At 36.7% G+C, this 24,747-nt stretch carries 22 protein-coding genes and 1 pseudogene; all 23 read left to right on the top strand.

Going from position 1 to position 24,747, the window contains the following annotated elements; translation table 11 throughout:
- Positions 1-140 precede the first annotated feature (140 nt).
- The 23 genes and pseudogenes from MKY94_RS06475 to sigG all read left to right on the top strand — a co-directional run bounded on the left by MKY94_RS06475 (position 141) and on the right by sigG (position 24,668).
- Positions 141-1,502, top strand: coding sequence for a biotin carboxylase N-terminal domain-containing protein (locus MKY94_RS06475; protein WP_342578269.1), 1,362 nt, complete (start codon positions 141-143; stop codon positions 1,500-1,502).
- The gene (locus tag MKY94_RS06480; RefSeq protein ID WP_144537948.1) at positions 1,499-1,711 is read left to right on the top strand and encodes an acetyl-CoA carboxylase biotin carboxyl carrier protein subunit; all 213 of its coding nucleotides are present in this window, start codon (positions 1,499-1,501) and stop codon (positions 1,709-1,711) included. The genes MKY94_RS06475 and MKY94_RS06480 overlap by 4 nt, the downstream gene beginning before the upstream one ends.
- A gap of 187 nt (positions 1,712-1,898) precedes the next feature.
- Entirely contained in the window at positions 1,899-3,440 is a 1,542-nt protein-coding gene (locus MKY94_RS06485; protein WP_151110652.1) for an acyl-CoA carboxylase subunit beta, read from the top strand.
- A 150-nt stretch (positions 3,441-3,590) separates the two neighbouring features.
- Positions 3,591-4,472, top strand: a complete 882-nt coding sequence (locus MKY94_RS06490) for a 2-dehydropantoate 2-reductase (RefSeq protein ID WP_342578271.1) — start codon at positions 3,591-3,593, stop codon at positions 4,470-4,472.
- The gene (locus MKY94_RS06495; RefSeq protein WP_191963876.1) at positions 4,465-4,851 is read left to right on the top strand and encodes a DUF3397 family protein; all 387 of its coding nucleotides are present in this window, start codon (positions 4,465-4,467) and stop codon (positions 4,849-4,851) included. Before MKY94_RS06490 ends, MKY94_RS06495 begins: the two co-directional genes overlap by 8 nt.
- 66 nt (positions 4,852-4,917) lie before the next feature.
- Positions 4,918-6,534 carry a bacillithiol biosynthesis cysteine-adding enzyme BshC gene (gene bshC, locus MKY94_RS06500; RefSeq protein ID WP_191963875.1) on the top strand — a complete coding sequence of 539 codons (1,617 nt, stop codon included), beginning with the start codon at positions 4,918-4,920 and terminating at the stop codon, positions 6,532-6,534.
- 536 nt (positions 6,535-7,070) lie between these two features.
- The gene (mraZ, locus tag MKY94_RS06505) at positions 7,071-7,502 is read left to right on the top strand and encodes a division/cell wall cluster transcriptional repressor MraZ (RefSeq protein ID WP_151110644.1); all 432 of its coding nucleotides are present in this window, start codon (positions 7,071-7,073) and stop codon (positions 7,500-7,502) included.
- 17 nt (positions 7,503-7,519) lie between these two features.
- Positions 7,520-8,470 (top strand): 16S rRNA (cytosine(1402)-N(4))-methyltransferase RsmH, encoded by a 951-nt coding sequence (gene rsmH, locus MKY94_RS06510; RefSeq protein ID WP_144537954.1) that lies wholly within the window; start codon positions 7,520-7,522, stop codon positions 8,468-8,470.
- A complete protein-coding gene (gene ftsL, locus MKY94_RS06515; RefSeq protein WP_151110642.1) occupies positions 8,471-8,842 on the top strand; it encodes a cell division protein FtsL in 372 nt (123 codons plus the stop codon). It abuts the gene before it with no gap.
- Complete coding sequence (locus MKY94_RS06520) at positions 8,839-11,061, top strand: penicillin-binding transpeptidase domain-containing protein (RefSeq protein ID WP_342578274.1); 2,223 nt, start codon at positions 8,839-8,841, stop codon at positions 11,059-11,061. The genes ftsL and MKY94_RS06520 overlap by 4 nt, the downstream gene beginning before the upstream one ends.
- Before the next feature lie 101 nt (positions 11,062-11,162).
- Positions 11,163-13,028: a penicillin-binding transpeptidase domain-containing protein gene (locus MKY94_RS06525; RefSeq protein WP_151110640.1), complete on the top strand. Its 1,866-nt coding sequence runs from the start codon at positions 11,163-11,165 to the stop codon at positions 13,026-13,028.
- Between the two features lie 53 nt (positions 13,029-13,081).
- Positions 13,082-14,053: a phospho-N-acetylmuramoyl-pentapeptide-transferase gene (gene mraY / locus MKY94_RS06530; protein WP_144537957.1), complete on the top strand. Its 972-nt coding sequence runs from the start codon at positions 13,082-13,084 to the stop codon at positions 14,051-14,053.
- A gap of 1 nt (position 14,054) precedes the next feature.
- Entirely contained in the window at positions 14,055-15,413 is a 1,359-nt protein-coding gene (gene murD, locus MKY94_RS06535) for a UDP-N-acetylmuramoyl-L-alanine--D-glutamate ligase (RefSeq protein ID WP_151110638.1), read from the top strand.
- Between the two features lie 49 nt (positions 15,414-15,462).
- A pseudogene (locus MKY94_RS06540) lies at positions 15,463-16,521 on the top strand (putative peptidoglycan glycosyltransferase FtsW); the annotation flags it as partial.
- Between the two features lies 1 nt (position 16,522).
- On the top strand, positions 16,523-17,320 hold the full coding sequence (locus MKY94_RS06545) for an FtsQ-type POTRA domain-containing protein (RefSeq protein ID WP_342578275.1): 798 nt from the start codon (positions 16,523-16,525) through the stop codon (positions 17,318-17,320).
- Positions 17,298-18,017 (top strand): DUF881 domain-containing protein, encoded by a 720-nt coding sequence (locus MKY94_RS06550; RefSeq protein WP_342578276.1) that lies wholly within the window; start codon positions 17,298-17,300, stop codon positions 18,015-18,017. Before MKY94_RS06545 ends, MKY94_RS06550 begins: the two co-directional genes overlap by 23 nt.
- Before the next feature lie 23 nt (positions 18,018-18,040).
- Positions 18,041-18,760 carry a DUF881 domain-containing protein gene (locus MKY94_RS06555; protein ID WP_144537962.1) on the top strand — a complete coding sequence of 240 codons (720 nt, stop codon included), beginning with the start codon at positions 18,041-18,043 and terminating at the stop codon, positions 18,758-18,760.
- Between the two features lie 4 nt (positions 18,761-18,764).
- Positions 18,765-19,115, top strand: a complete 351-nt coding sequence (locus tag MKY94_RS06560) for a small basic family protein (RefSeq protein ID WP_144537963.1) — start codon at positions 18,765-18,767, stop codon at positions 19,113-19,115.
- Positions 19,116-19,214: 99 nt separating this feature from the next.
- Positions 19,215-20,507 (top strand): cell division protein FtsA, encoded by a 1,293-nt coding sequence (gene ftsA / locus MKY94_RS06565; RefSeq protein WP_144537964.1) that lies wholly within the window; start codon positions 19,215-19,217, stop codon positions 20,505-20,507.
- Between the two features lie 40 nt (positions 20,508-20,547).
- Entirely contained in the window at positions 20,548-21,711 is a 1,164-nt protein-coding gene (ftsZ, locus tag MKY94_RS06570) for a cell division protein FtsZ (protein WP_144537965.1), read from the top strand.
- A 535-nt stretch (positions 21,712-22,246) separates the two neighbouring features.
- Positions 22,247-23,089, top strand: a complete 843-nt coding sequence (locus MKY94_RS06575) for a sigma-E processing peptidase SpoIIGA (RefSeq protein WP_342578277.1) — start codon at positions 22,247-22,249, stop codon at positions 23,087-23,089.
- Positions 23,089-23,796, top strand: coding sequence for an RNA polymerase sporulation sigma factor SigE (sigE, locus tag MKY94_RS06580; protein WP_144537967.1), 708 nt, complete (start codon positions 23,089-23,091; stop codon positions 23,794-23,796). The genes MKY94_RS06575 and sigE overlap by 1 nt, the downstream gene beginning before the upstream one ends.
- 89 nt (positions 23,797-23,885) lie before the next feature.
- Positions 23,886-24,668, top strand: coding sequence for an RNA polymerase sporulation sigma factor SigG (gene sigG, locus MKY94_RS06585; RefSeq protein ID WP_144537968.1), 783 nt, complete (start codon positions 23,886-23,888; stop codon positions 24,666-24,668).
- Positions 24,669-24,747: the final 79 nt, after the last annotated feature.

Consider the following 24,747-nt stretch of genomic DNA (forward strand, 5'->3'; position numbering starts at 1 on the left):
AGGTGCCTGGCACCTGTAACAAATTCATCATCTAGTAAACAGGAGGAATTTACCCATTTTTAGGATGAAAGTTGAATTCGCTTTCATTTATCGTATAGACTAATAGGGGGGAGAAATTTTTTGACAAAGGGGAGATACATATGAAAAAGCTATTAATAGCAAATAGGGGAGAAATTGCAAGGCGTATTATTAAAACATGCAAACGGTTGAATATTGAGACAGTAGCTATTTATTCGGAGGCAGATGAGCAGTTGCCTTATGTAAAAGAGGCTGATTATTCTTTTCTTATCGGACCAAGCCAGGTACAGCAATCGTATTTAAAAGCAGACGAAATCATTGAACTGGCAAAGAGAGAAGGCGTTGACGCTATTCACCCAGGCTATGGTTTTCTATCAGAAAATGCAGAGTTTGCTAGAAAAGCGGAGGCTGCTGGGATTAAATTCATTGGACCTAAGCCCGAAACAATTGAAAAAATGGGTGATAAGATTGAGTCACGTATAACAATGATTAAAGCAAATGTTCCAGTAGTTCCGGGTAAGGAAGAAGGGCTTAACTCTTTAGAGGCTGCACTAGAGGCAGCTAATCAAATTGGCTACCCCATTATGCTGAAGGCAAGTGCTGGTGGCGGTGGAATTGGAATGATTAAATGTGATGATGAGGCAACTCTTAGCAAGCATTTTGATTCCATTAAAACGAGAGCAAAATCCTATTTTGGAAGCGATATAGTCTTTTTAGAAAAATTTATAGAGGCTTCACGGCATATTGAAGTACAAATTTTCGGGGATACAAAAGGAAATATTGTTCATTTGTTTGAGCGTAATTGCTCTGTACAAAGAAGAAATCAAAAAGTATTGGAGGAATCTCCATCTCCTAACTTTCCTGAGGAAGCTCGTTTAAAACTATATGAAGCAGCAATAAACGCAGCTAAAGCGGTTGATTATGTGAATGCTGGAACTGTTGAATTTATCGTAGATCAAGAGCATCAATTTTATTTTCTAGAGATGAACACGCGCTTACAAGTGGAGCATCCTGTCACAGAAGCAGTAACGGGCTTTGACTTGGTAGAATGGCAGCTAAAGGTTGCAGAGGGAGAGGAGTTGCCTGTTAAGGAACAGCAAAATATTACTTCCAATGGGCACGCGTTTGAATTTAGAATCTATGCTGAAGATCCAAAAACATTTTTCCCTTCTCCAGGAACTATCTCAACTCTTTCATGGGGAGACCTGTCTGAGGTGCGAGTAGATGCTGGGTATGAGGAAGGTGATAATGTAACGCCTTTCTATGATCCGATGATCTCAAAAGTCATTATCCATGCAGATAATAGAAAATTAGCAATTGAGAAAGCACAAAAATTGTTTTCTTCTGCTAAAATAGAAGGTGTAAAAACTAATATTCCACTGTTTAATCAGTTTTTACATGATAGTAGCTTTACAAGTGGAATATATTCAACGTCCGTTTTAGGGGAATGGATGGCCAAACAAAGGGAGGAAATTTCAAAATGAAGAATTTAGAATCAACAATGGCAGGGACAGTATTTACAGTAAATGTAGCAGTTGGTGAAGAAGTAGAGGCAGGACAAGTAGTAATGGTTCTTGAATCGATGAAAATGGAAATACCAGTAGAAGCAGACACTTCTGGGAAGGTTTCAGAAATCAAAGCACAAGTTGGAGACTTCGTTAACGAAGGTGACGTATTAGTAACCTTTGAATAAGTTTTTAGTTTGTAATTATTCAAGATAATTAAAACAGAGGATACCACTTACATTGGTGGTGCTGTATTGAATATTATTGGAATTGACGCAACTATGTATAAAATCATTGTTTAGTAGTTTATTCTATCAAGTTTGTATCAGTCGTGGAATGGCCGGCTGAAACTACTTGAATCGGGGGTTTTACAAAGTGGGAGAAACAAAAGGGTATAACGACAAATTAGAAGAAAAGCTATCGTCCATATATGCAGGGGGACATTCTAAATATCATGAAAAAATGAAGGAACAGGGCAAGCTATTCGTTCGTGACCGTCTTAAGCTATTATTTGATAATGGAGAATACGTTGAGGATGGTCGCTTTGCAAACGTGGAGGCTAGTGACCTACCAGCGGATGGCGTAGTTACTGCTACTGGTAAAGTGAATGGGCAAACTGTTTGCGTAATGGCAAACGACTCAACAGTAAAAGCGGGATCATGGGGCTTTAGAACAGTTGAGAAAATAATTCGTATACAAGAAATTGCTGAAAAAAATAGAGTGCCTTTGTTATATTTAGTAGATTCTGCTGGTGCCCGTATTACAGACCAGTTGGCTATGTTCCCTAATCGCAGGGGGGCGGGAAGAATCTTCCATAATCAAGTAAGACTTTCTGGGTTTATCCCTCAAATCTGCTTGTTGTTTGGGCCATCTGCTGCTGGAGGAGCATATATTCCAGCATTTTGTGATATTGTATTCATGGTAGAAGGCAATGCCTCTATGTATTTAGGTTCTCCACGTATGGCTGAAAAAGTTATTGGGGAAAAAGTTTCATTAGAAGAAATGGGCGGTGCAAGAATGCACTGCACAGTAAGTGGAGTTGGCGATGTCCTTGTTTCAACAGAAGAAGAAGCCATTGAAGAGGCGAAAAAGTACTTAAGCTATTTCCCTGCTAACTACACAGAAAAGCCTAAAAAAATAGAGCCTAAGGACATTAAAGTTGGCAGAACGCTTGAAGCGATTATTCCAGAAAATCAAAATGCTCCTTTTGATATGTATGAGGCAATTGATGCTCTAATAGATGATGGATCGTTCTTTGATGTTAAAAAACTTTTTGCTCCAGAGTTAATTACTGGATTCGCTCGAATTGAAGGACAAGCTGTTGGCATTATAGCTAACCAACCTAAAGCAAAAGGTGGAGTACTATTTGTTGATTCGGCAGACAAGGCAGCTAAATTTATTTCGCTTTGTGACGCTTTCTCTATCCCTTTATTGTTCTTAGCAGATGTGCCAGGATTTATGATTGGAACCAAAGTGGAGCGAGCAGGAATTATCCGTCACGGAGCAAAGCTAATTGCAGCGATGAGCTCAGCAACAGTACCTAAAATCTCGGTAATTGTACGTAAAGCATATGGGGCTGGATTATATGCTATGGCAGGCCCTGCATTTGAGCCTGATGTATGTATTGCTCTTCCAACAGCTCAAATTGCTGTTATGGGACCTGAGGCTGCTGTAAATGCGGTCTATTCAAACAAGATCGAAGCAATCGAGGATCCAAAAGAGAAACTGAAGTTTGTTCAGGAAAAGCATGCAGAATATAAGGAAGAAATTGATATTTATAAACTTGCTTCCGAAATGATTATTGATGAGATTGTTAAGCCAAGTGATCTACGCAATGAATTGGCTAACCGTTTAAGATATTATGAAAATAAAGAAATAACAATTGCACCTCGAAAACATCCAGTACTTCCTGTATAATCTTTTTTAACTAAGGTCTACCCTAGAGGTAGGCCTTTTTCAAAGGATATGTATTTTTTTCAAGGTTTATATTTGTCGTTTAACATAGGGCTTGTACTTTGCTTAAAGAGTTTATTAAAATGCAATAAATAATATAGGGAGGAAATGAATTTGCGCATTGGAATTGTAGGGGCGGGAGCAATAGGTATGTTATTTGGTGGCTATTTATCAAAGCATGGACATGACATAACCTTTTTAGTAAGAAATAAAAACATAGAACAACTATACATACAGCAAGAAAATTTATCTGAGCCAGAGCCGATTAAATGTCAAATAGTCTCTTCAATAGCAACTATGAATCAAATGGAGTTAATTATAGTGGCAGTGAAATACCACCATCTCTCTTCCTTAAAAAAAGATTTAGACTCCTTATCAAGAGAAATTCCTCTAATGTTTATACAAAATGGTTTACTACATATACAATTTATAGATACTTTAAAACAATCAAACATTATACTTGGGTCTGTGCTTCATGGAGCGACCAAAAGTAACCCCGCTACAGTCCAACATTTAGGAGTCGGTGTGACATCTATAGGGATATATAAAGGGAAATGGACATGTCTAGAACAGTTCCTACATAGTAATATAGAAAATTTCCCTATTCAATATTCTCAAAATATATACCAAATCCTGTTTAAAAAAGCATTGCTTAATAGTTTAATAAATCCACTGACGACAATTGCTCGTGTACAAAACGGAGAGCTTATTAAAAATGAATCGTATAAAGAGATATTACGAAGTATTTATGAAGAAATATTAGAGGCATTCATTGAGTGCAAGGATCTTTTATCGTGGGAGGAAGTAGTGTCACTCTGCCAAAATACAGAAAATAACTACTCATCTATGTTAAAGGATTATCAAAGTGGTCGTATCATGGAAGTGGAGACCATAGTGGGAGCGATTTTAAGAGAAGCTGAAAGTAGAAATAAAGCCTTACCAATCTTAAATACTTTTTATTTATTGTTAAAAGAAATGAATAAAGCAGGTGAATGACATTATTAATCTAATTTCTGCATTTATTTTAATTCCAGCCATTTTATTTATATTTACTTTCGCAGTTGCTAAGTATGCTCTTAAGAAACGAAAAAAGTCTATTGGAATTGCGGCAGACATTACTACTTTTCTATTATTTTTCTCTGTATCCATCGTTTTCAATATTGTTTTTGATAAGGAGATAAGGTTTTTAATCATAATTATTGCCATCCTGATAGCCACGCTACTTACTATTTTGGAATGGCGTAGCAAAAAAGAAATAGAGATCCAACCATTACTCCGTAAAATATGGAGGCTATTTTTTATTTTGCTTTGCGTTACTTATGCACTTTTGTGGTTAATCGGAGTAATCCGATATGTTTTAAAGTATATAAGCTAATAATTTTTATCTCTTTATCATGAAATGATATACTCTAAAAGGATTATATTAAAGAGGTGGAAAATCGTGCGATTAGAGCATTACACACAACCATTTGTTTCCTCATTCTATCAAACATATTTAGAGGAGACTGAAAGCCTATCATCATTCTTTCACTATAACTGGAACCAAGAGGCTTTAAACAAAAGAATTCAGGAAACTGATTTTACTAATCATAAAAGAACCGAACTGGTAGAAGTAATTACTAGCTATATGAACATGTTTGGAATTTCAGAAAAAAGTAAAAAGCATTTAGAGGAATTGAAAAATAATGGTGTGGTTGTAATTGGCGGACAGCAGGCAGGTTTACTGACAGGCCCTATGTATTCCATCCATAAAGCAATTTCTGTAATTGCTCTTGCAAAGCAACAAAGAGAAATACAAGGAGTACCAGTAATTCCTGTATTTTGGATTGCGGGCGAAGATCATGATATCGATGAAATTAATCATATTTACATAGAGAAAAGTAGAATGCTTCAAAAGCTCGTCTTCCCTGAAAAATCAAAGTTAAAGAAAATAGCCTCTGAAACAACATATACGAAAGAAACGATGATTGTATATTTAGAGGAAATTTTCAAAAGCTTACCTGAAACAGCATACACAAAAGATCTATATAATAAATTTGTTATTCTTATAGATGAACATTCAACCTATACATCTTTCTTTACGGCAATAATGAATGAATTGTTTTATGAAGAAGGATTGCTGATGATTGATGCTGCGTATAAGCCACTTCGTGAATTAGAATCAGCTTTTTTTCAAGAAATGATTAACCGCTCGGCTGAACTAGGATCATTAGTTTTTCATCAAGAGCAAAAGCTTGAACGATTAGACTACGGAACACCAATTCAAGCGAAAGAAACTGCAGCAAACCTGTTTTATGTAGAGGATGGCGAACGATTCCTTCTAGAGAGAGAAAACAATCTTTTTATACACGAAGCAAAAGGGATTGCTTTTACAAAAGAGGAACTTCTCCTTATTGCTCAAAATAACCCTGAAAAGCTTAGCAACAACGTAGTTACTCGTCCAATTATGCAGGAAATGGTTTTTCCTGTTTTAAGCTTCATCGGCGGTCCTGGCGAAATTGCGTATTGGGCAACCTTAAAGCCGGCATTTGAATTATTCGATATGAAAATGCCGGTTATAACACCAAGACTTAGCGTAACACTTGTTACACCTAAGGTTCAGACGCTTCTTAAGAAACTTGAATTTTCAGTTCCAGATGTATGGAGTGGAGTAGTGGGACAATCTAAGGTACAGTTTATCGAACAAAATAGAAATGAAGATATTCCAAAATACATCCAGTCTATTAAAGATGAGCTGTCCAATAAGTATGAAAAGCTTGAGGAACTACTACTAGAAAACAATCTTAAGTTAACACCTTTAGTAGAAAAAAACTTGAATTTTCATTTCAAACAGCTTACCTTTATCGATCATGCTGTGGAAGATACACTTTTATCTAAATTAGATTCGTCTATTTATCGTTACGACAAATTAATGATGGAGTTAATGCCTAACGATGGTTTACAGGAAAGAGTTTACTGTCCTGTTCAAGTGTTAAATGAAATGGGTCCAACTCTCATCCAGGAATTGTTGCGAATTCCATACAAATTCAATGGTAAGCATCAAGTAGTTTTTCTATAAGGTTTATCAATTCCCCACCTTAACTGGTGGGGGATTTTTTCGTTTTTGTAGCTTTGAGGGTTTACTATGATATGTACGGTGTTATTTTGGAGAATGTATAGATTTCTCGTCGCCCTCAACTATAGGATTATCTATTATTCTATTATTTTCGCTAATTACAAAGATAGTAAGAATGATAATTTGGTATTTTTTTAGGTTTAGAAAAATTGCTTATTTCTCGGTGGTAATTATACATTCAGCATAACTCAGTGTCATTAAGAAACTTATAAAGACGAGAAGAATGAATGTCTTTTTTTGATTTGAAAATTATATTTCAGTTTTCATCTAAATTTATTCTAAATTTAATATAAAACAGGTTTATATTTTATGAATACGGGTATGCTTTTTATCTTATAAAACCCTGTCGTATTCGCTCTAAACTTGTTTCAACAAGTACTTATTACGCATTTTGAAAAATTGTATGCTTATTTAAGAAAAAAATGTGGAGGAAAGTGGAGGGATGTGGTATGTTATTGACATAAAGTGGGGTGAGTAGCATGTTCATGGGCGAATACCAGCATAACGTCGATCCTAAAGGGAGAATAATCATACCTTCTAAATTTAGAGAGCATTTAGAGGAATGTTTTGTTTTAACCCGTGGTCTTGATAATTGCTTATTTGGTTATCCTATGAATGAATGGCGAAAGCTCGAAGAAAAGTTAAAAGAACTACCCGTTACTAAAAAAGATGCACGGGCATTTACTCGTTTTTTCTTTTCTGGTGCCACTGAGGTAGAAATTGATAAGCAAGGCCGCATTAATATACCGAATAATCTTCGGTCTTATGCAAAGATGGACAAGGAGTGTATTATCCTTGGTGTTTCTAATCGTTTAGAGATATGGGCTAAGGAAGCATGGGAAACATACTTTGAAGACTCTGAGGATTCATTTAACGATATTGCAGAAAATATGATCGGCTTTGATATATAAGAAATGGAGGGAAGAGCTTGTTTCATCATACAACAGTATTACTCCACGAGACGGTAGATGGACTAGCTATTCGTCCCGATGGAATCTATGTAGACTGCACGCTAGGCGGAGCAGGTCACAGTGAGTATTTAGTAAAACAGCTTAATGAAAAAGGTAGATTAATCTGTTTCGACCAAGATACCGTAGCAATAGAAAATGCAAAGATTAAGTTAGCGCCATACCTAGAGCAAGTAACGTTTGTTCATGCGAACTTTCGATACTTAAAAGAATCATTATATGATTTAGGAATAGAAAAGGTCGATGGGATTTTATACGACTTAGGAGTTTCTTCTCCTCAGCTAGATACCCCTGAACGAGGCTTTAGCTATAACTACGATGCCCCTCTTGATATGAGAATGGACCAAACAAGCGAACTAACAGCCTATCATGTGATCAATGAATGGCCCTATGAAAAATTAGTTAAAATCTTTTTCCGTTATGGAGAAGAAAAGTTTTCTAAGCAAATTGCTAGGAAAATTGAACAGGCAAGAGAAGTATCACCTGTCGAAACTACCTTCCAGCTAGTAGAGTTGATCAAAGCAGGAATACCAGCTGCAGCTAGGAGAACAGGTGGGCATCCTGCAAAACGAATTTTTCAAGCAGTTAGAATTGCGGTTAACGATGAGCTTGGAGCAGCGGAGGAATCTCTGGAGGACGCAATACAGCTTATTAAAGTAGGTGGAAGAATAAGTGTGATTACCTTCCATTCCTTAGAGGACAGACTTACTAAGACTATTTTTAAAGAAGCTTCATCTTTACCAAACTTACCGCCAAACTTGCCGGTCATACCTGCAGGAATGGAGCCAATGTTAAAGCTAGTTACTAAAAAGCCTATTTTGCCGTCTGAGGCTGAGCTAGAAGTTAATAATCGTTCAAGATCTGCTAAGCTACGAATTGTGGAAAAACTAATCGAAAAGGGAAGTGTTTAAATGGCTTTACGTAATTACCAATCCGAACCATACATAGCTAGGCCTTCTTTTCCGGAGCAACCACCACAACCAAAGAAGCCAGCAATACAGAAAAGTAAAATATTTTCAAAAGGTGAAAAAGTTTTGTTTTTAGGTTTATTAAGCATTGTTACTGTTCTGTCTTTAATGATTGTCCAAACTCAATCAACTGTAAGAGCAACTACAAAGGATATATCCTTACTAGAACAACAAATAGATACTACTTCAAAAGAAAATACAGACTTGTCCATACAAGTGCGTGAATTATCTACCTATGATCGAATTTGGAAAAAGGCGGAGGAACTCGGCTTGAAACTAAATGAGCAAAATGTAAAGGTAGTACCAGGACAATGAATAAGAAATTTCGTTTTCAATGGGGAGCCTTTCTAATGTTTTTACTTTATGGAGGGCTCTTTTTTGTATTACTTAGCCGCTTCGTATTTATTCAAGTGACAGGAACAGCAGAAGGACAGTCTTTGGCAACTAAGGCAGAATCTAAATATAATAGAGTTCAAGAAATTCCAGCGAGCAGAGGAGAAATTCTAGATCGCAATGGGGAAGTCATCGCTGAAGATACACTTAGTTATAAAATGATTGCAGTTACTAGGGAAGATGTATCTAACAACAGTTCTATTCCTCGTCATGTAGTAGATCCAGGGGATACAGCAAACATACTTGCTGAATATATAGACCTCCCACAGGAAGAAATACTAGAAATATTGAACAATGGAATAGAAAAGGACAAGTATCAGGTAGAGTTTGGGAAAGCTGGACGGGATTTAAGTCACCAAAAAATGTTAGAGATTAAGAGTTTAGAATTACCTGGAATTATGTTTATCCAGGATTTAAAAAGATTATATCCTAACGGCACTTTTGCTTCTCATTTAATCGGATTTGCTTTAAAGGAAGAAACAGAGGATGGCAAATCTAAAGCGGTTGGTAAAATGGGACTAGAATATATTTACGACAAAGCACTAACTGGGACACCAGGAAAAGTGGAATATCAAAGCGACACAAAAGGGTTTTTACTTCCTAAGGCAGACAAAATGGTCACAGATGCACAAGACGGCTATAACATTCATTTAACACTAGATAAAACGATAGAAAACTTTCTAGAAGATGCTATGAATAAAGCAGAAGAAAAGTATAAGCCAGAAAAAATGACAGCAGTCGTTGCAAATGCTAAAACTGGAGAGATTTTAGCGATGTCTCAAAGACCAACATTTGAACCTAATACACGCGAAGGACTATCAACTAACTGGTTAAATGAAGCAATAGAGCAAACAATAGAACCAGGTTCCACGATGAAGATTTTTACACTTGCCTCTGCAATAGAGGAGGGTGTCTGGAATCCAAATGAAAAATTTAAATCGGGTACTTATAAAGTGTTTGACCGTACAATTAGAGACCATAACAATGGGTTAGGTTGGGGACCAATTTCATATTTAGAGGGTTTCCAAAGGTCTTCTAACGTTTCTATGGCTTTTTTACTAAATAAGATTGGCGATGAAACCTTTATAGAGTATATTCGTCGTTTTGGTTTTGGGCAGCCCACGGGTATAGACCTTCCAAATGAAGCAGCTGGAATTGTAAATGATAAATATCCTATCAATAGAGTTACCACTACCTATGGGCAGGGAGTAACTGTAACGCCAATTCAAATGGTTCAAGCTATGACAGCTATTGCAAATGAAGGTACTATGATGCAACCATTTGTTATTGATAAAATTGTAAATCCCAATACAGGCGAAATTATCGAAGACAATGAACCAGTTGAAAAGAAATCTCCAATTTCAGCTAGTACTGCAAATCAGGTGAAGGACATTTTAGAAAGTACAGTTACTTCGGATCATGGAACTGCCCAACGATTCAAGCTAGAAGGATATACTTCTGCAGGTAAAACTGGTACAGCTCAAATTCCAAAAGGTGATGGTTCCTATTTATGGGGGAGACAATTATTCCTATACTCATTCTTAGGTATGGCGCCGGTAGAGGACCCACAGTTAATAGTTTATGTAGCAGTTCATAAACCTAAGATTAAAGATACGGAAGTAGGTTCTCAGCCAGTAGCAGAGATATTTAATTCCGTTACAGAAAGTAGCTTAAAGTATTTAAACATAGAACCTGAAAATCTTGAATTGTCTAAGCCTATTACAATGCCAGATTTAGTTGGAAAAAATTTGGTTGATATCCAAATGGATTTAGAAGCACAAGGCTTGAAAACTGTTATAATTGGTCAGGCGGATAAGGTTGTTGAACAATATCCTAAGGCGGGTACTTCAGTTATTTCTAAAGGAACGGTCTTTGTTAAAGGTAGTGGGGAAATACAGCTTCCTAACTTTAATGGTTGGTCTAAAAGAAATCTAATGATTTATAAGTCACTTTCTGGACTACCTATTGAAATAATTGGTGATGGTTATGTTTCTAAGCAAAGTTTAACAGCAGGATCAATTGTTACAAGCGAGACACCGATAGTTGTTCAACTATCTACTCCTCAGGAAGTAGCTGTTCCAGTCGTAGAAAAAGAAGAAACAGAAGAAGTCGAAGAAACAGAGCAACTACCACAAGACTAGAAGAGTGATAGAATAGTTACTGACGTTTTTTCATAAGCTATCTAAAACGGGCTAAAGGAGAAAACTTTATATCTAAACTTAAGCAAGTTATTCGATTACGGATGATATGGATTATCACGCTTCTGTTGTTTATAGCGGTAGCAGGAAAGCTTATTCAGCTTCAGTTTGTCCAATTTGAGGAACTAACTACTAAAGCGAAGGAAAGTTGGGACAGAGAATTACCCTATGCTTCCGAGAGGGGTAATATACTCGATAGAAATGGTGAGGTAATTGTTGGGAATAAGCTATCACCAACTCTATTTTATATGCCATCTCAAAACAAAGAGCCTGACAAGGTTGCAGAAGAGATAGCTCCACTATTAGAGGTAGAAGAGCAAAAATTATACGACCAAATTAACAAAAGAGCATATCTTGTTAAAATAGCTCCTGATGGAAAAAATATTACCTCTGATTTGGCTATGCAAATTCAAGATAAAAATATTAAAGGATTGTATGCTGGGATTGACTATGTAAGAGATTACCCGCATGGCAGAATGCTGTCCAGATTACTTGGTTTTACTGGATATGATGCACAGGGACTTGCTGGGATTGAATATCAATACGATTCCGTACTGAAGGGGAAAGAATCAGCCATTCGTATGTTTACGGATGCAAAGGGGATTCCACTTCCCCATGTAGATGACGGCTGGAAAAATGGACAAAATGGCAACCATGTTCAGCTGACTATTGATATGAAGATACAGACTGTTGTAGAAAGAGAACTGTCTCAAGCTATGGACAAATATGAAGCTACTCAAGGTATTGCTATAGTAATGAATCCAAACAACGGGGAAATTCTTGCGCTTGCTTCCGCACCGAACTTTGATCCGTCCTCCTATCAAGAAGTCGATTCTACTGTTTATAATCGTAACTTACCAGTTTGGATGACTTTTGAGCCAGGATCTACATTTAAAATTATTACATTGAGCGCAGCCTTAGAAGAAAATGTGGTGGATTTAGACAATGATCATTTCCATGATGCAGGTTATACGATAGTAGAGGGTGCGAGATTGCGATGTTGGAAGCGTCAAGGACATGGCAGCCAGACATTTTTGGAGGTTGTTGAAAATTCCTGCAACCCAGGCTTCATAGAATTAGGCAGAAGAGTTGGACCTGATAAGCTTTCAGAGTACATTAAAAAATTTGGTTTTGGTCAATCCACTGGTTCTGGAATGGCTGGAGAATCCTCGGGTATTCTATTTAGCAAGGATGCATACGGACCTGTCGAACATGCTACGACTTCTTTTGGTCAAGGTATCTCTGTAACACCAATTCAACAAGTACAGGCGGTGGCTGCTGCTATTAATGGCGGTTACCTTTATAAGCCGTATATCGTAAAAAATATATTGGATGGAGAAACAAAAGAAGTTTTATCGAAAGCTGAACCGGAGATGAAAACTCAAGTAATTTCGGAGGCTACATCTCAAAAGGTTCGTGAGGCTCTTGAACATGTTGTGGCCCATGGATCTGGAAGAAACGCTTATCGAGACCAATTGCGTATCGGTGGAAAAACAGGGACTGCACAAAAGGTTCAAAACGGTCGATATATGGAAGGGGAATATATTGTTTCTTTCATTGGTTTCGCGCCAGCTGATAACCCAGAGCTTATTGTATACGTGGCGATTGATAATCCTAAACATAGCACACAGTTCGGAGGAGTTATAGCAGCACCAATTGTTGGTCAAATAATTGAAGATTCACTTGAAGTTACTGGCAGTGGTACTCAGCTAGAAAAAGATTACAGATGGGGTGACGTCCAAACTGTTCGAGTTCCTGACTTAGTAGGTACCAAAAGAAAAGAAATTACATCTTATATGTATCCATTTAAAATTGTTTGGCACGGGGATGGGGATGAAATTTTAACCCAATTACCTAAAGAAAACAGTCTTATTCCGTTAGATGGGACGATACATGTTTACACAAAATAAAAATAACTATAGTACATTCGTAAATAGTTGTGCGTATTTAAGGAGATTTTTTTATGACATTGTCTACAACGATTATTACACTTATTGTTAGCTTTCTAGTATCTGTTTTACTTGCCCCGATTATTATTCCTTATCTAAGAAAAATGAAATTTGGGCAGAGTATTAGAGAAGAGGGCCCAGAGTCTCATCAGAAAAAAGCTGGTACACCTACAATGGGAGGATTAATATTTTTAATCTCCATTATTGTTACAACGCTTGCCATTTCCTTTATTTTTGACAAAATTACTACTCAATCCATTGTATTATTATTAATATTAGTTGGATTTGGATTAATAGGTTTCTTGGATGACTTTATAAAAGTAGTTTTAAAACGAAATTTAGGTTTGACTTCATGGCAAAAGCTAATCGGTCAAATCATTGTAGCGATTATCGGCTACTTCTTATTAAAATTAGGACCATTTGATACATCCTTGTCTATACCGTGGACAGATATTAGATTCTCATTAGGTCAATTTTATGTGGCTTTTTTAGTCTTCTGGCTAGTTGGTTTCTCCAACGCAGTAAATCTATCGGATGGACTAGATGGCTTAGTATCTGGTACAGCATCAGTGTCATTCGCTACTTTCGGTGTACTTGCATTAATCTACGAACAAACAGACATAGCAATTTTCACATTTAGTGTAGCAGGTGCTTTGCTCGGCTTCCTGTTGTTCAATAAAAACCCAGCAAAGGTTTTTATGGGTGATACTGGTTCTCTTGCTTTAGGTGGAGCATTAGCAATGGTATCTATTCTTGTAAAACAAGAAATTCTTTTACTTATAGTGGGGATTATATTTGTAATAGAAACTTTATCGGTTATTTTACAAGTTATCAGCTTTAAAACAACTGGAAAGCGAATATTTAAGATGAGTCCTATTCATCATCACTTTGAATTGTCTGGCTGGAGTGAGCGTAAAGTTGTAACGACCTTTTGGGCAATTAACTTTATTTCGGCAATGATTGTAGTAATCATGGAGGTAATGTAAATTGAATCAGCTACCATTTGTGTATCATAAAAAAATTCTCGTGCTAGGCTTAGCCAAAAGCGGAACAGCTGCTGCGGAAATCCTACATGACTTAGGAGCATTTGTAACGGTCAATGACTCCAAGCCTTTTGAACAAAATGAAAACGCTCAATATCTCCTATCTAAAGGCTTGACTGTAATTTGTGGGAGCCATCCAGAGGACTTATTGGACGAAGGGTTTAGTTTGATAGTAAAAAATCCAGGAATTCCTTATACAAATTCTGTGGTTGCAGAAGCTATTAAAAGAAATATTCCTGTCTGGACAGAGGTAGAGCTTGCTTATCGTATTAGTGAAGCTCCAATAATAGGTATCACAGGATCGAATGGTAAAACTACTACTACAACACTTATTTATGAAATGCTTGCACACGCTCATAAACAGCCATTAATCGCTGGTAATATTGGTACGGTTGCCTCTGGGGTAGCTAAAACGGCGACTAAGGAAAATAACATTGTAATGGAATTATCTTCCTTCCAATTAATGGGAACTGAACTATTGAAACCTAAAATAGCTGTGCTAATGAATTTATATGAGGCGCATTTAGACTATCATAAAACCTATAAGGAATACACCGATGCTAAATTCAATATTACTAAGAAACAAGATGATTCCGATTGGTTTGTTTATAATGGGGAACAAAAAATTGTAAAAGATTATGCAGAAAAAAGCTTAGCACAAAAGGTTCCTTTTTACGTGAGTAAAAAAACAGCCGAAGGAATAAGTGCAGACAATCAATATATATACTGGAATGGGGTGGAGCTTTTCGAACGCTCTATCATTGCTCTTCGCGGAAAGCATAATTTAGAAAATGTGTTAGCTGCAACTGCAACCGCAATATTGTTAGATTGCTCTTTAGAAAGCATCAAGGCAGTATTGCAATCCTTCCAAGGTGTCAAACATCGTACACAATTTGTTTTAGAATCTAATGGACGTAAATATTACAATGATTCTAAGGCAACAAATACGCTGGCTACTAAAAGTGCTTTAGCAGGCTTTACAGAGCCAGTAGTATGGATTGCTGGTGGGGTAGATAGAGGACATTCCTTTGATGAGCTTATTCCTTACCTTCCAAATGTCCGTGCTTTAGTACACTTTGGTGAAACTAGTGAAAGGCTCCAAAAGTTTGGTGAGGAGAATAACATTCCTTTTGTCAAAAAAGTGTCTAATTTGAAGGACGCTACAAGCTTAGCTGTAGAAGTCTCCCAAAAAGGTGATGTTGTTCTACTTTCGCCAGCTTGTGCAAGCTGGGATCAATATGAAAGCTTTGAACTGCGAGGAGATGAATTCATCGAAATCGTAAAGGCGTTATCGACAAGTTGAAAGGATGAAATAATCGAAAGATAAAAGAAAGTTATTATTCTTATCGTCTGTATTATTTTTATCTATTATCGGTATTTTGTTTGTACACTCTGCTGGCTCTTATTGGAGCGAGGTACATTATCAAGGACAAACACCGTTTGCTTTAAAACAAGGAATGTACCTAATAGTGGGAGTAGCCGGAGCATTTTTTATTCAAAATAAATCATTTTTGCGGCTTACCACATTTTGGCACGTTTTATATATCATATCGGTGGTATTGCTTATAGGGGTACTGATCCCAGGTATCGGTGTTGTACGGAATGGATCGCAAAGTTGGATATCACTTGGTTTCACAAATTTTCAGCCTGCGGAATTATCCAAAATTGCAGTGTTAGGGGTTTTAGCGCTAGCTTTAGCAAAAGAGCCTAAAAACAAAGGCAAACTATATATGAGAAGTGCTTTGTTGCTTTTGCTTCCTATTGGGCTTATTATGGTTCAGCCTGACTTTGGTTCAGCATTTGTATTAGTAGTAGCAGTCTTCATGCTTCTATTCGTTGCAGGACTTCCTTTAAAGTTTTTCTTTGCTATTGGTTTGTCAGGTGTAATCGGTTTAGCTGCCCTAATTATTTCTGCCCCGTATAGGCTAATTCGTATCCAAGCCTTTTTAGACCCTTGGAAAGACCCTCTTGGTTCTGGGTTTCAAGCTATTCAATCTTTACTAGCGATTGGTCCAGCAGGTTTGTTTGGTTTTGGATATGGTAACAGCCGCCAAAAATTCTTATACTTACCAGAGCCACAAAATGATTTCATTTTCTCTATCTTGTTAGAGGAAACAGGGTTTATAGGCGGGTTGATTGTTATTATGGCCTTTGTTGTCTTTTTCACAACCAGCTATACAATGGCGGCGAGAGCAAAGACACGAGAGGCTCAATTAATGATAGTCGCATTAACCTCCTTGCTTGTAGTACAGACATTTTTAAATATGGGCGTTGTGACAGGCTTACTTCCAGTAACAGGGGTAACGTTACCTTTCATCAGTTACGGAGGGTCATCCTTAGTCATGACTTGGGGAATTATAGGAATTATTTTGAATTTGGCAAACACATCTGGTACAGAAGGGAGGCGGTAGAATGGAAAAAATCATCGATATTGAAGATCGTATACCCACTTTAAAAGAAAAAAGAAGACGTAGAACAAATAAAAAATTTTCCATTCTACTTTTTCTCTTTATCTTTACACTGCTCGTTGTTTTGTACTTCCAATCATCCTATAGTCAAATACAACAAATAGATTTGGAAGGATCTAATCTTTTCTCTAAGGAAGAATATATTAAACAGACAGGTCTGACGATTGGGGACTCTATGTGGAGCTTCAAGGAAAAAGATATAGAAGAAGCTTTAGAGAAAAGTGATTGGGTTGAAAATGTACAAGTTAAAAGGAAATGGCTTTCCAGCATACATATCCAGGTAGAAGAATATAAACAGGTTGGATATGTGGAAAGCGAGAATATTCTTCAAATAGTATTGGAGAATGGCAAAACGATAGCTCCAGAAGGACATATTGTTCCTATGGAGGGACCTATTATCACAGGATTCGAAAACGAAAAGATTCGATTACGTCTAATAAAAGAACTTAAAAAAATGAAAAATGAAGTATTATTGACAATTTCTCAAATAAGTTATGTACCGAAAGAGAATGACAAATATTCCATTCAGGTTTACATGAATGACGGGAATGAAGTACAAGCCTTGATTCCATCTTTTTCGGAAAAAATGAATTACTACCCTTCGATAGTTTCGCAACTAAATCCAGATCAAAAGGGCGTAATCGATATGGAGGTAGGTTCATTTTTTGAACCTTATGTAGAGGTTTTTAAGGAGACAACTGAGGAGGAGGCGATTGAAGATGAAGAAGAGGAGACTCCTTAATGTCCCTTTTCGAGGACGAATTCTGATTTCGCTGGTTAGTTTAGTTTTAGGTTTCATTCTAGCTTATTCCTACAGTTTGGCTTCTGCTGATAAAGAAACAGGCGGAAATAGCGATTATTCACTTGAGCTTGAAAAGTATAGAGAAAAGCTGATAGACCAGAAAGAAATGAATAAGGAATTAACAGAAGAAATAAATACAAAACAGCAAGAGATTAGAGAATATGAAAAATCGTTTGTGGAAAGTGAAGAAAGTGTTGAGGAGTTAGTAAAGGAGGCAGAGATGCTTCGTTTGTTAAGGGGGGATATGCAGTCGCAAGGAAAAGGATTATCCATTTCGTTGCAGGATGGTGAATATAATCCCTCACAGGAAAATCCAAATGATTATATTGTTCATGAAAGTCACATATTTAAAGTGATAAATGAGTTAAAAATATCCGGCGCCGAGGCCATTTCTATTAATGGACAAAGGCTCCATGCACAATCGTACATAAGCTGTACTGGTCCTGTAATTACCGTGGATGGTAGAGCATTTCCTGCTCCTTTTGTTATAGAGGTAGTTGGAGATCCAAAGGTTTTACTAGCCTCTGTAAATTTAGGTGGTGGTGTTGTCGATCAATTAACAAGTGACAATATTGTAGTTACAGTAGAAGAAAAAAGTAAAATAGTCATGCCTGCTTTGCGAGGTGACCAAAATTAACAAAGGTGAAGGAGGCCGAATACATGAAAAAAACCGTCTATATTCGGTTTACTATAATTTTGTTAATCGTTGGTTTTATGATAGCAGTTCAATATAATACAGTAAAAGACCCAGAAACCCGTGATACACGGGATGTATGGGAAATACGACAAGAACTAGCCACGGAAACACAGTTACATTCAGAACTGTTGTCAGAGGTTCGCGTATTAGAGGAAACAGTAGGTAAGTATGAAAATATGGTCAACGCCAGTCCTGAAGTAGCTCTAAATGAAACAATTAAACAGTTAAAGCAAGAAATTGGTTTAGATGAGTTTAAAGGGCCAGGGCTGTCCATTACAATTGAGCCTTCTATAGAGAGTATGATTGTAGGAGAACAAATAGAAGAGATTTCACCAGATTTGTTAATAAGACTCATAAACGAAATTAATCGTTTTAAAGCAGAAGCAGTAGAGGTAGATGGAAAACGAATTATTTATTCCACAGCTATTCGTGATGTAAATGGCAGGACTACTGTGAATAACCTGGCTATCAAAAAGGCCCCCTTCACCATTAAAATTGGGACGCTATCATTTGAAGATGCGAAAAAAATGTATAACCAGTTAGAAGCATCCCCTATCGGCGATGATTTCTATATAGATAATTTGAGACTGACAATAGGTCAACCTGAAAATATCATTACAATACCAGCGTTTGACCAGTCTGTAAATATGCAATTTTTACAAGAAGTTCCAGGGGGAGAGTAGTATTATGTGGTTGCCGTTTTTAGGTTTATTACTTGGGATTTCACTTGGTTTAATGACTGATATTCAAATTCCAGAAATATATGAGAGCTATCTATCCATTGCTGTTTTAGCAGCACTAGATACTTTGTTTGGTGGAATACGCGCACAATTACAGCATGTTTACGATGACAAAGTATTTGTTTCAGGCTTCTTCTTTAATATTGCATTAGCAGCTGCTCTAGCGTTTCTGGGAGTTCATTTAGGAGTAGATTTATATTTAGCGGCAATCTTTGCTTTTGGAGTTCGACTGTTTCAAAATATTGCTGTAATTCGTCGAATTTTATTAACTAAATGGGCAGAAAGAACAAAAAGATAATGATTTAAGTGTCAATTTACTATTTGTTTAGAAAATTTTAGACTTTATATGTTTTTTACAATAGAATAATAAATAAAGAGTTATTAGGAGGTGCCACGGGTGAATCAATCAGAATTGTACGTATCATTGGATATTGGATCGTCTTCCATTAAAGTATTAATAGGCGAAATGAGTGATGACTCGCTGCATGTAATAGGAGTAGGAAATGTTAAATCGAACGGTATACGAAAAGGCACCATTGTTGATATAGATGCAACTGTTCAATCCATTAAAAAGGCCGTTGGTGAGGCTGAGAGAATGATAGGGATGTCCATTCAAGAAATTGTGCTAGGTATACCCGCTAATTTAGCAAATATACAAAATGTCAAAGGTGTAGTAGCTGTCAATCGTGAGGACAGAGAAATAACAGATGCAGATTTAGATCGTGTATTAGAATCTGCACAGGTAATGTCTATCCCACCAGAAAGAGAACTTATTAACATAGCGCCAAAACAATTTATAGTTGATCACTTAGAAGAGATTAAAGACCCTCGAGGCATGATTGGTACTCGTCTTGAATTGGACGGTATAATGATGACTACATCAAAAACAATTTTACATAACGTTCTACGATGTGTGGAAAGAGCTGGTCTTCAAATTAGAGAGATTTACTTACAACCTTTGGCAGCAGGACATTTTGCATTAACAGAAGATGAAAAGAATCACGGAACCGCTTATATTGACATAGGTGGAGGTTCTACAACCATTGCTATTTTCAGAGAAGGGCATTTAGTTAATACTTCTGTTATACCTGTAGGTGGTGACCATATTACTAAAGATTTATCGATTGTCTTGAAAACACCAACTGAACAGGCGGAAATGATAAAATTAAGATATGGACATGCCTTTTACGATGATGCTTCAGATGATGAGTTATTTGAAGTACCAGTTATTGGCGCAGACATGAAAGAACAATATTCCCAACGTTATATTGCCGAAATTATCGGTGTGCGCTTAGAGGAATTGTTCGAGTTAATCTTAGAAGAATTCTACCGCATGGGCTTGCAAGATCTACCGGGTGGAGTAGTTATTACCGGCGGTGTAGCTAAGCTTGAAGGTATTGGTCAATTAGCGAGACATATATTACAATCACGTGTCCGCCTATATACACCAGATTATATCGGCGTTAGGGAACCACAATATACAACAGCTGTTGGCCTTATAAGATATGCCTATAAAGAAGATCTTTTCTATGGTAAAATTGGCAATAGCCATGCATTATCTCAAACGGCACACAATGAAGTAGTAGCAAGTACTAAAAAACAAAAACAACCACAAAAAAATGCAAACAATGAGAACAAAGAGAGTGCAATGAGTAAAGCGAAGAAACTGTTTGACAAGTTCTTTGAATGAAAAAACTTTATCATAGTTGAAAGATATAGGAGGCAATAGCATGTTAGAATTTGAAACAAATGAAGATCAATTAGCAATTATTAAAGTTATTGGAGTAGGTGGCGGCGGTAACAACGCAGTAAATCGAATGATTGAACATGGAGTTCAAGGTGTAGACTTTATTGCGGTTAATACAGATGCTCAAGCTCTTAACATGTCAAAAGCCGAAGTAAAGCTACAAATCGGAGGCAAGCTGACTCGTGGGCTTGGTGCAGGAGCTAACCCAGAAGTAGGAAAAAAAGCAGCAGAAGAAAGCAAAGAGTTAATCGAAGAAGCGCTTAGAGGAGCAGACATGGTTTTCGTTACTGCTGGTATGGGTGGAGGAACCGGTACTGGAGCTGCACCTGTAATCGCTCAAATTGCTCGTGATTTAGGGGCTTTAACTGTCGGAGTAGTAACACGTCCATTTACATTTGAAGGCCGTAAACGCTCTACACAGGCTGTAGGTGGGATTGGTATGATGAAGGAAGCTGTCGATACGTTAATCGTTATTCCTAATGACCGTCTATTAGAAATCGTAGACAAAAATACTCCAATGCTTGAAGCATTTAGAGAAGCTGATAACGTTCTTCGTCAAGGGGTTCAAGGTATCTCTGACTTAATCGCTGTTCCTGGTCTTATAAACCTCGACTTTGCTGACGTTAAAACTATTATGTCCAATAAAGGAGCAGCACTTATGGGTATAGGTATCTCTGCTGGAGAGAACCGTGCTGCAGAGGCTGCTAAAAAAGCAATCTCCAGCCCATTACTTGAAACTTCTATTGACGGAGCTACAGGTGTTTTAATGAATATTACAGGTGGATCTAACCTTTCTCTATTTGAGGTACAAGAGGCTGCGGACATTGTAGCATCTGCGTCTGATGAGGAAGTTAACATGATTTTCGGTTCTGTAATCAATGATAATCTGAAGGATGAAATTGTTGTAACAGTTATTGCTACAGGTTTTAACGAAGAAGTGATTACACAAAAGCAACCAAGAGGGACAGGCTTTGGAGCTGCACGTGCACAACAGGCAGCTACAACTCCACACCGTGAAACTAGAAAAGAAGAACCACAGCCACAACAGCCTTCTTTTCAACAAGAACGTCCAAATCCAACTCATCATCAACAAGACGATGCGTTAGATATTCCGACATTCTTGCGTAATCGTAATCGTAGAAGCTAATCTAAACATTTTATAGATAAAAAGCAATCACCATTAATGGTGGTTGCTTTTTTGTGTTTAATAAAGAATATTAAATGGCCCAAAAAATATAGTAAGACGCATTCTTTAATCATTACTAGCTTTTAGGAAGATATTGTATACGTCCTTGGGCCGACATATATGACCGGATAGAATTTTTTATGACCGTTCGGCCGACATATATGACCGGATAGAATTTTTTATGACCGTTCGGGCGACATTTATGACCGTATAGAAAATTTTATGACCATTCGGGAGACATTTATGACCGGATAGAAAATTTTATGAACATTCAAGAGATATTTAAAGTCGAATAACAATTAAATAACCTTTCACTTATTTTTTGCATATTTAGTCTTCTTTCCCCTCTTAAAAGTCTCTTATTTATTAGCTACAATCGTTACTTATTTAATATTTACTTATGGGATTTTGTCGTTTAAAAAATTTACTTTTGGACGTTCCTTTGACAAATTTCTTATAAATTGGGTGTTAAGCTTTTATCAAAAGGAGGAGAGCTATGTACGCAGAAGTTATGATTGCAACAAACACATTTTTCAACTATACCGTTTTAGCGTTTGCAAACAGAATTGGCTGGATTGAAAACCAAAAAAGATACCTGCTTCTGTCGGCCTTTGTTGCGGGAGTGATAACAGTTGTTTTTTCAAATCATTTCAGTACGCTATTTTTAACTTTCTTTCTCATGATAGGAATAGCATTCTGGAAAAAAAGGACACAAATCGTCAAGGCTATTACATTAACTTTACTCGCAAGTATTTTTGCAGGTGGATTACTTACAGCCATTGCCCCAATGTACAGTAACGCTAGCAATTCATTCATGATTCTTAACTATGCAGTTATTGCTACAGGTGGTTTATACCTTCTTACTAAACATGTACTGCACCTTCATATCTCACAAACGGAAAGAGAACTTATTTATCCTTCAAGCATCAAGCTATTCGATCAAACTAAAGAACTCATATTATTTATCGATTCGGGAAACGTATGCACGGAGCCTCTTTCTAATGATCCAGTACATTTTATAGCGGCAGAAGCTCTCAAACCTATCCTTCCAGATACTCTTTACGAAGTGATTAATAGCTGGGATAGTTCGCATTATAAAGGTTTGGATATGCTTCCAAAAGAATATGCCAGCAAAGTACGTTTAATACCGATTGCTACAGTGCAGAAAGAGAAGTCGTGGGTTATAGGTATTAAATATGAAGAATGGATTGTTAACGATCAACCATTACCAAAAGGTTATATTGTTTTAACTAGAGGCAAGGACAAATTTCCTCATGAAGCAGATGGGATATTGCATAGTTCCACTTACTATCATCTTAAAAAAAGGAGTGTTAAATAATGATATTAAATTTGCTACGTCGATTTTACTTTTGGATTCTCTCGTTTAAAAGAAAGGGAGTCCATTATATTGGTGGAAGTGAGTCGCTGCCAAAACCATTGACGAGAGATGAGGAACGTGAAATGTTGTTAGCCTTTATGGATGGAGATGAGCATGCTAGAGACGTATTAATCGAAAGAAATTTACGATTAGTTGTATATATTGCAAGAAGGTTTGATCAAACAAACACTAACATAGAAGATTTGATAAGCATTGGTTCAATTGGTCTTATAAAAGCAGTTGAAACATTTAATTTAGATAAAGGAATTAAACTGGCTACCTATGCTTCTAGATGTATAGAAAACGAAATTCTCATGCATTTAAGAAAAACAAATCGTATGAAATCAGAGGTTTCCTTTGATGAACCATTGAATTCTGATTCGGATGGAAATGAATTATTACTATCTGATATTTTAGGTACAAGCGAGGATTTAATCATCGAGGATGTAGAAAAAAAATTAGAGAGACAGCATGTTTTTGAAGCAATTAACTTATTGGGGAATCGAGAGAAATATATTATGCAATGCAGATTCGGACTCAATGGACAAGAGGAAATGACACAAAAAGAGGTTGCAGATCATCTCGGAATTTCACAGTCATATATATCACGTTTAGAGAAAAAAATCATATTAGATTTAAAAGAAGTGTTGAACGAGCCGATCGCCTAATGGGTGAAATTGGATAGCCGAGCTCGGAATAATCTTTTAACCTCAGGACAAACTGACTAAGAACTATTAAAAAGTCCGGAGGAAGAACTATGACGAGAACAAAAGTAGAATTATGCGGCATTGACACATCAAAGCTTCCTTTACTATCCCATGAAGAAATGAAAGCATTATTTATACGTTTACAGGGTGGAGAAGAATCAGTTAAAGATGAATTAGTTATGGGTAATTTAAGACTAGTTTTAAGTCTAGTTCAACGATTCGCATATAGAGGAGAACAGGCGGACGATTTGTTTCAAGTCGGCTGTATAGGATTAATTAAGTCCATTGAAAATTTTGATTTAAAACATAATGTTCGGTTTTCTACGTATGCGGTGCCTATGATTATAGGGGAGATAAAAAGGCATTTACGTGACCATCATTCTGTACGTGTTTCTCGTTCTTTAAGAGACATCGCTTACAAGGCGATGAAAGCGAAAGAACAATATATTAATGAACATCTGGAAGAACCGACATTAGAAGATTTATCAAAAATATTAGAAATTCCTGTTGAAGATATATTACTTTCTTTAGACGCTATTCAAGACCCTGTTTCCCTACAAGAACCTATTTTTAGTGATGGGGGAGACGCTATCTATATGATGGACCAATTATGCGATAATGATGTATCGGAAGATCAGTGGGTAACATATTTCACCGTAAAGGAAAGCTTTCAGAATTTAGATTCTAGACAACGAAAAATTCTAACGAAGAGAATTTATTTTGGTGCTACCCAAACAGAAATAGCTACAGACTTGGGATTATCCCAGGCTCAAATATCACGTTTAGAAAAAAGTGCGTTATCGACTATTCAAAGCCAGTTAAATCCAAAGTAACTTAAAAAACAAATTGACGCTTTTTCTTCATTCGAAAAAGCGTTTTTTTCTATTTTCATGAATATACTAAGAAAAAGGG

This window comes from Psychrobacillus sp. FSL K6-2843 (assembly GCF_038626375.1).
GTDB lineage: Bacteria > Bacillota > Bacilli > Bacillales_A > Planococcaceae > Psychrobacillus > Psychrobacillus faecigallinarum.

Coding starts and splice junctions, on each gene's coding strand:
- MKY94_RS06545 (WP_342578275.1), top strand. CDS start 16,523: ATGGAAAAAATCATCGATATTGAAGATCGTATACCCACTTTAAAAGAA.
- ftsZ (WP_144537965.1), top strand. CDS start 20,548: ATGTTAGAATTTGAAACAAATGAAGATCAATTAGCAATTATTAAAGTT.
- MKY94_RS06555 (WP_144537962.1), top strand. CDS start 18,041: ATGAAAAAAACCGTCTATATTCGGTTTACTATAATTTTGTTAATCGTT.
- sigE (WP_144537967.1), top strand. CDS start 23,089: ATGATATTAAATTTGCTACGTCGATTTTACTTTTGGATTCTCTCGTTT.
- mraZ (WP_151110644.1), top strand. CDS start 7,071: ATGTTCATGGGCGAATACCAGCATAACGTCGATCCTAAAGGGAGAATA.
- MKY94_RS06480 (WP_144537948.1), top strand. CDS start 1,499: ATGAAGAATTTAGAATCAACAATGGCAGGGACAGTATTTACAGTAAAT.
- MKY94_RS06560 (WP_144537963.1), top strand. CDS start 18,765: ATGTGGTTGCCGTTTTTAGGTTTATTACTTGGGATTTCACTTGGTTTA.
- MKY94_RS06475 (WP_342578269.1), top strand. CDS start 141: ATGAAAAAGCTATTAATAGCAAATAGGGGAGAAATTGCAAGGCGTATT.
- sigG (WP_144537968.1), top strand. CDS start 23,886: ATGACGAGAACAAAAGTAGAATTATGCGGCATTGACACATCAAAGCTT.
- MKY94_RS06575 (WP_342578277.1), top strand. CDS start 22,247: ATGTACGCAGAAGTTATGATTGCAACAAACACATTTTTCAACTATACC.
- mraY (WP_144537957.1), top strand. CDS start 13,082: ATGACATTGTCTACAACGATTATTACACTTATTGTTAGCTTTCTAGTA.
- ftsL (WP_151110642.1), top strand. CDS start 8,471: ATGGCTTTACGTAATTACCAATCCGAACCATACATAGCTAGGCCTTCT.
- MKY94_RS06525 (WP_151110640.1), top strand. CDS start 11,163: ATGATATGGATTATCACGCTTCTGTTGTTTATAGCGGTAGCAGGAAAG.
- MKY94_RS06550 (WP_342578276.1), top strand. CDS start 17,298: ATGAAGAAGAGGAGACTCCTTAATGTCCCTTTTCGAGGACGAATTCTG.
- MKY94_RS06520 (WP_342578274.1), top strand. CDS start 8,839: ATGAATAAGAAATTTCGTTTTCAATGGGGAGCCTTTCTAATGTTTTTA.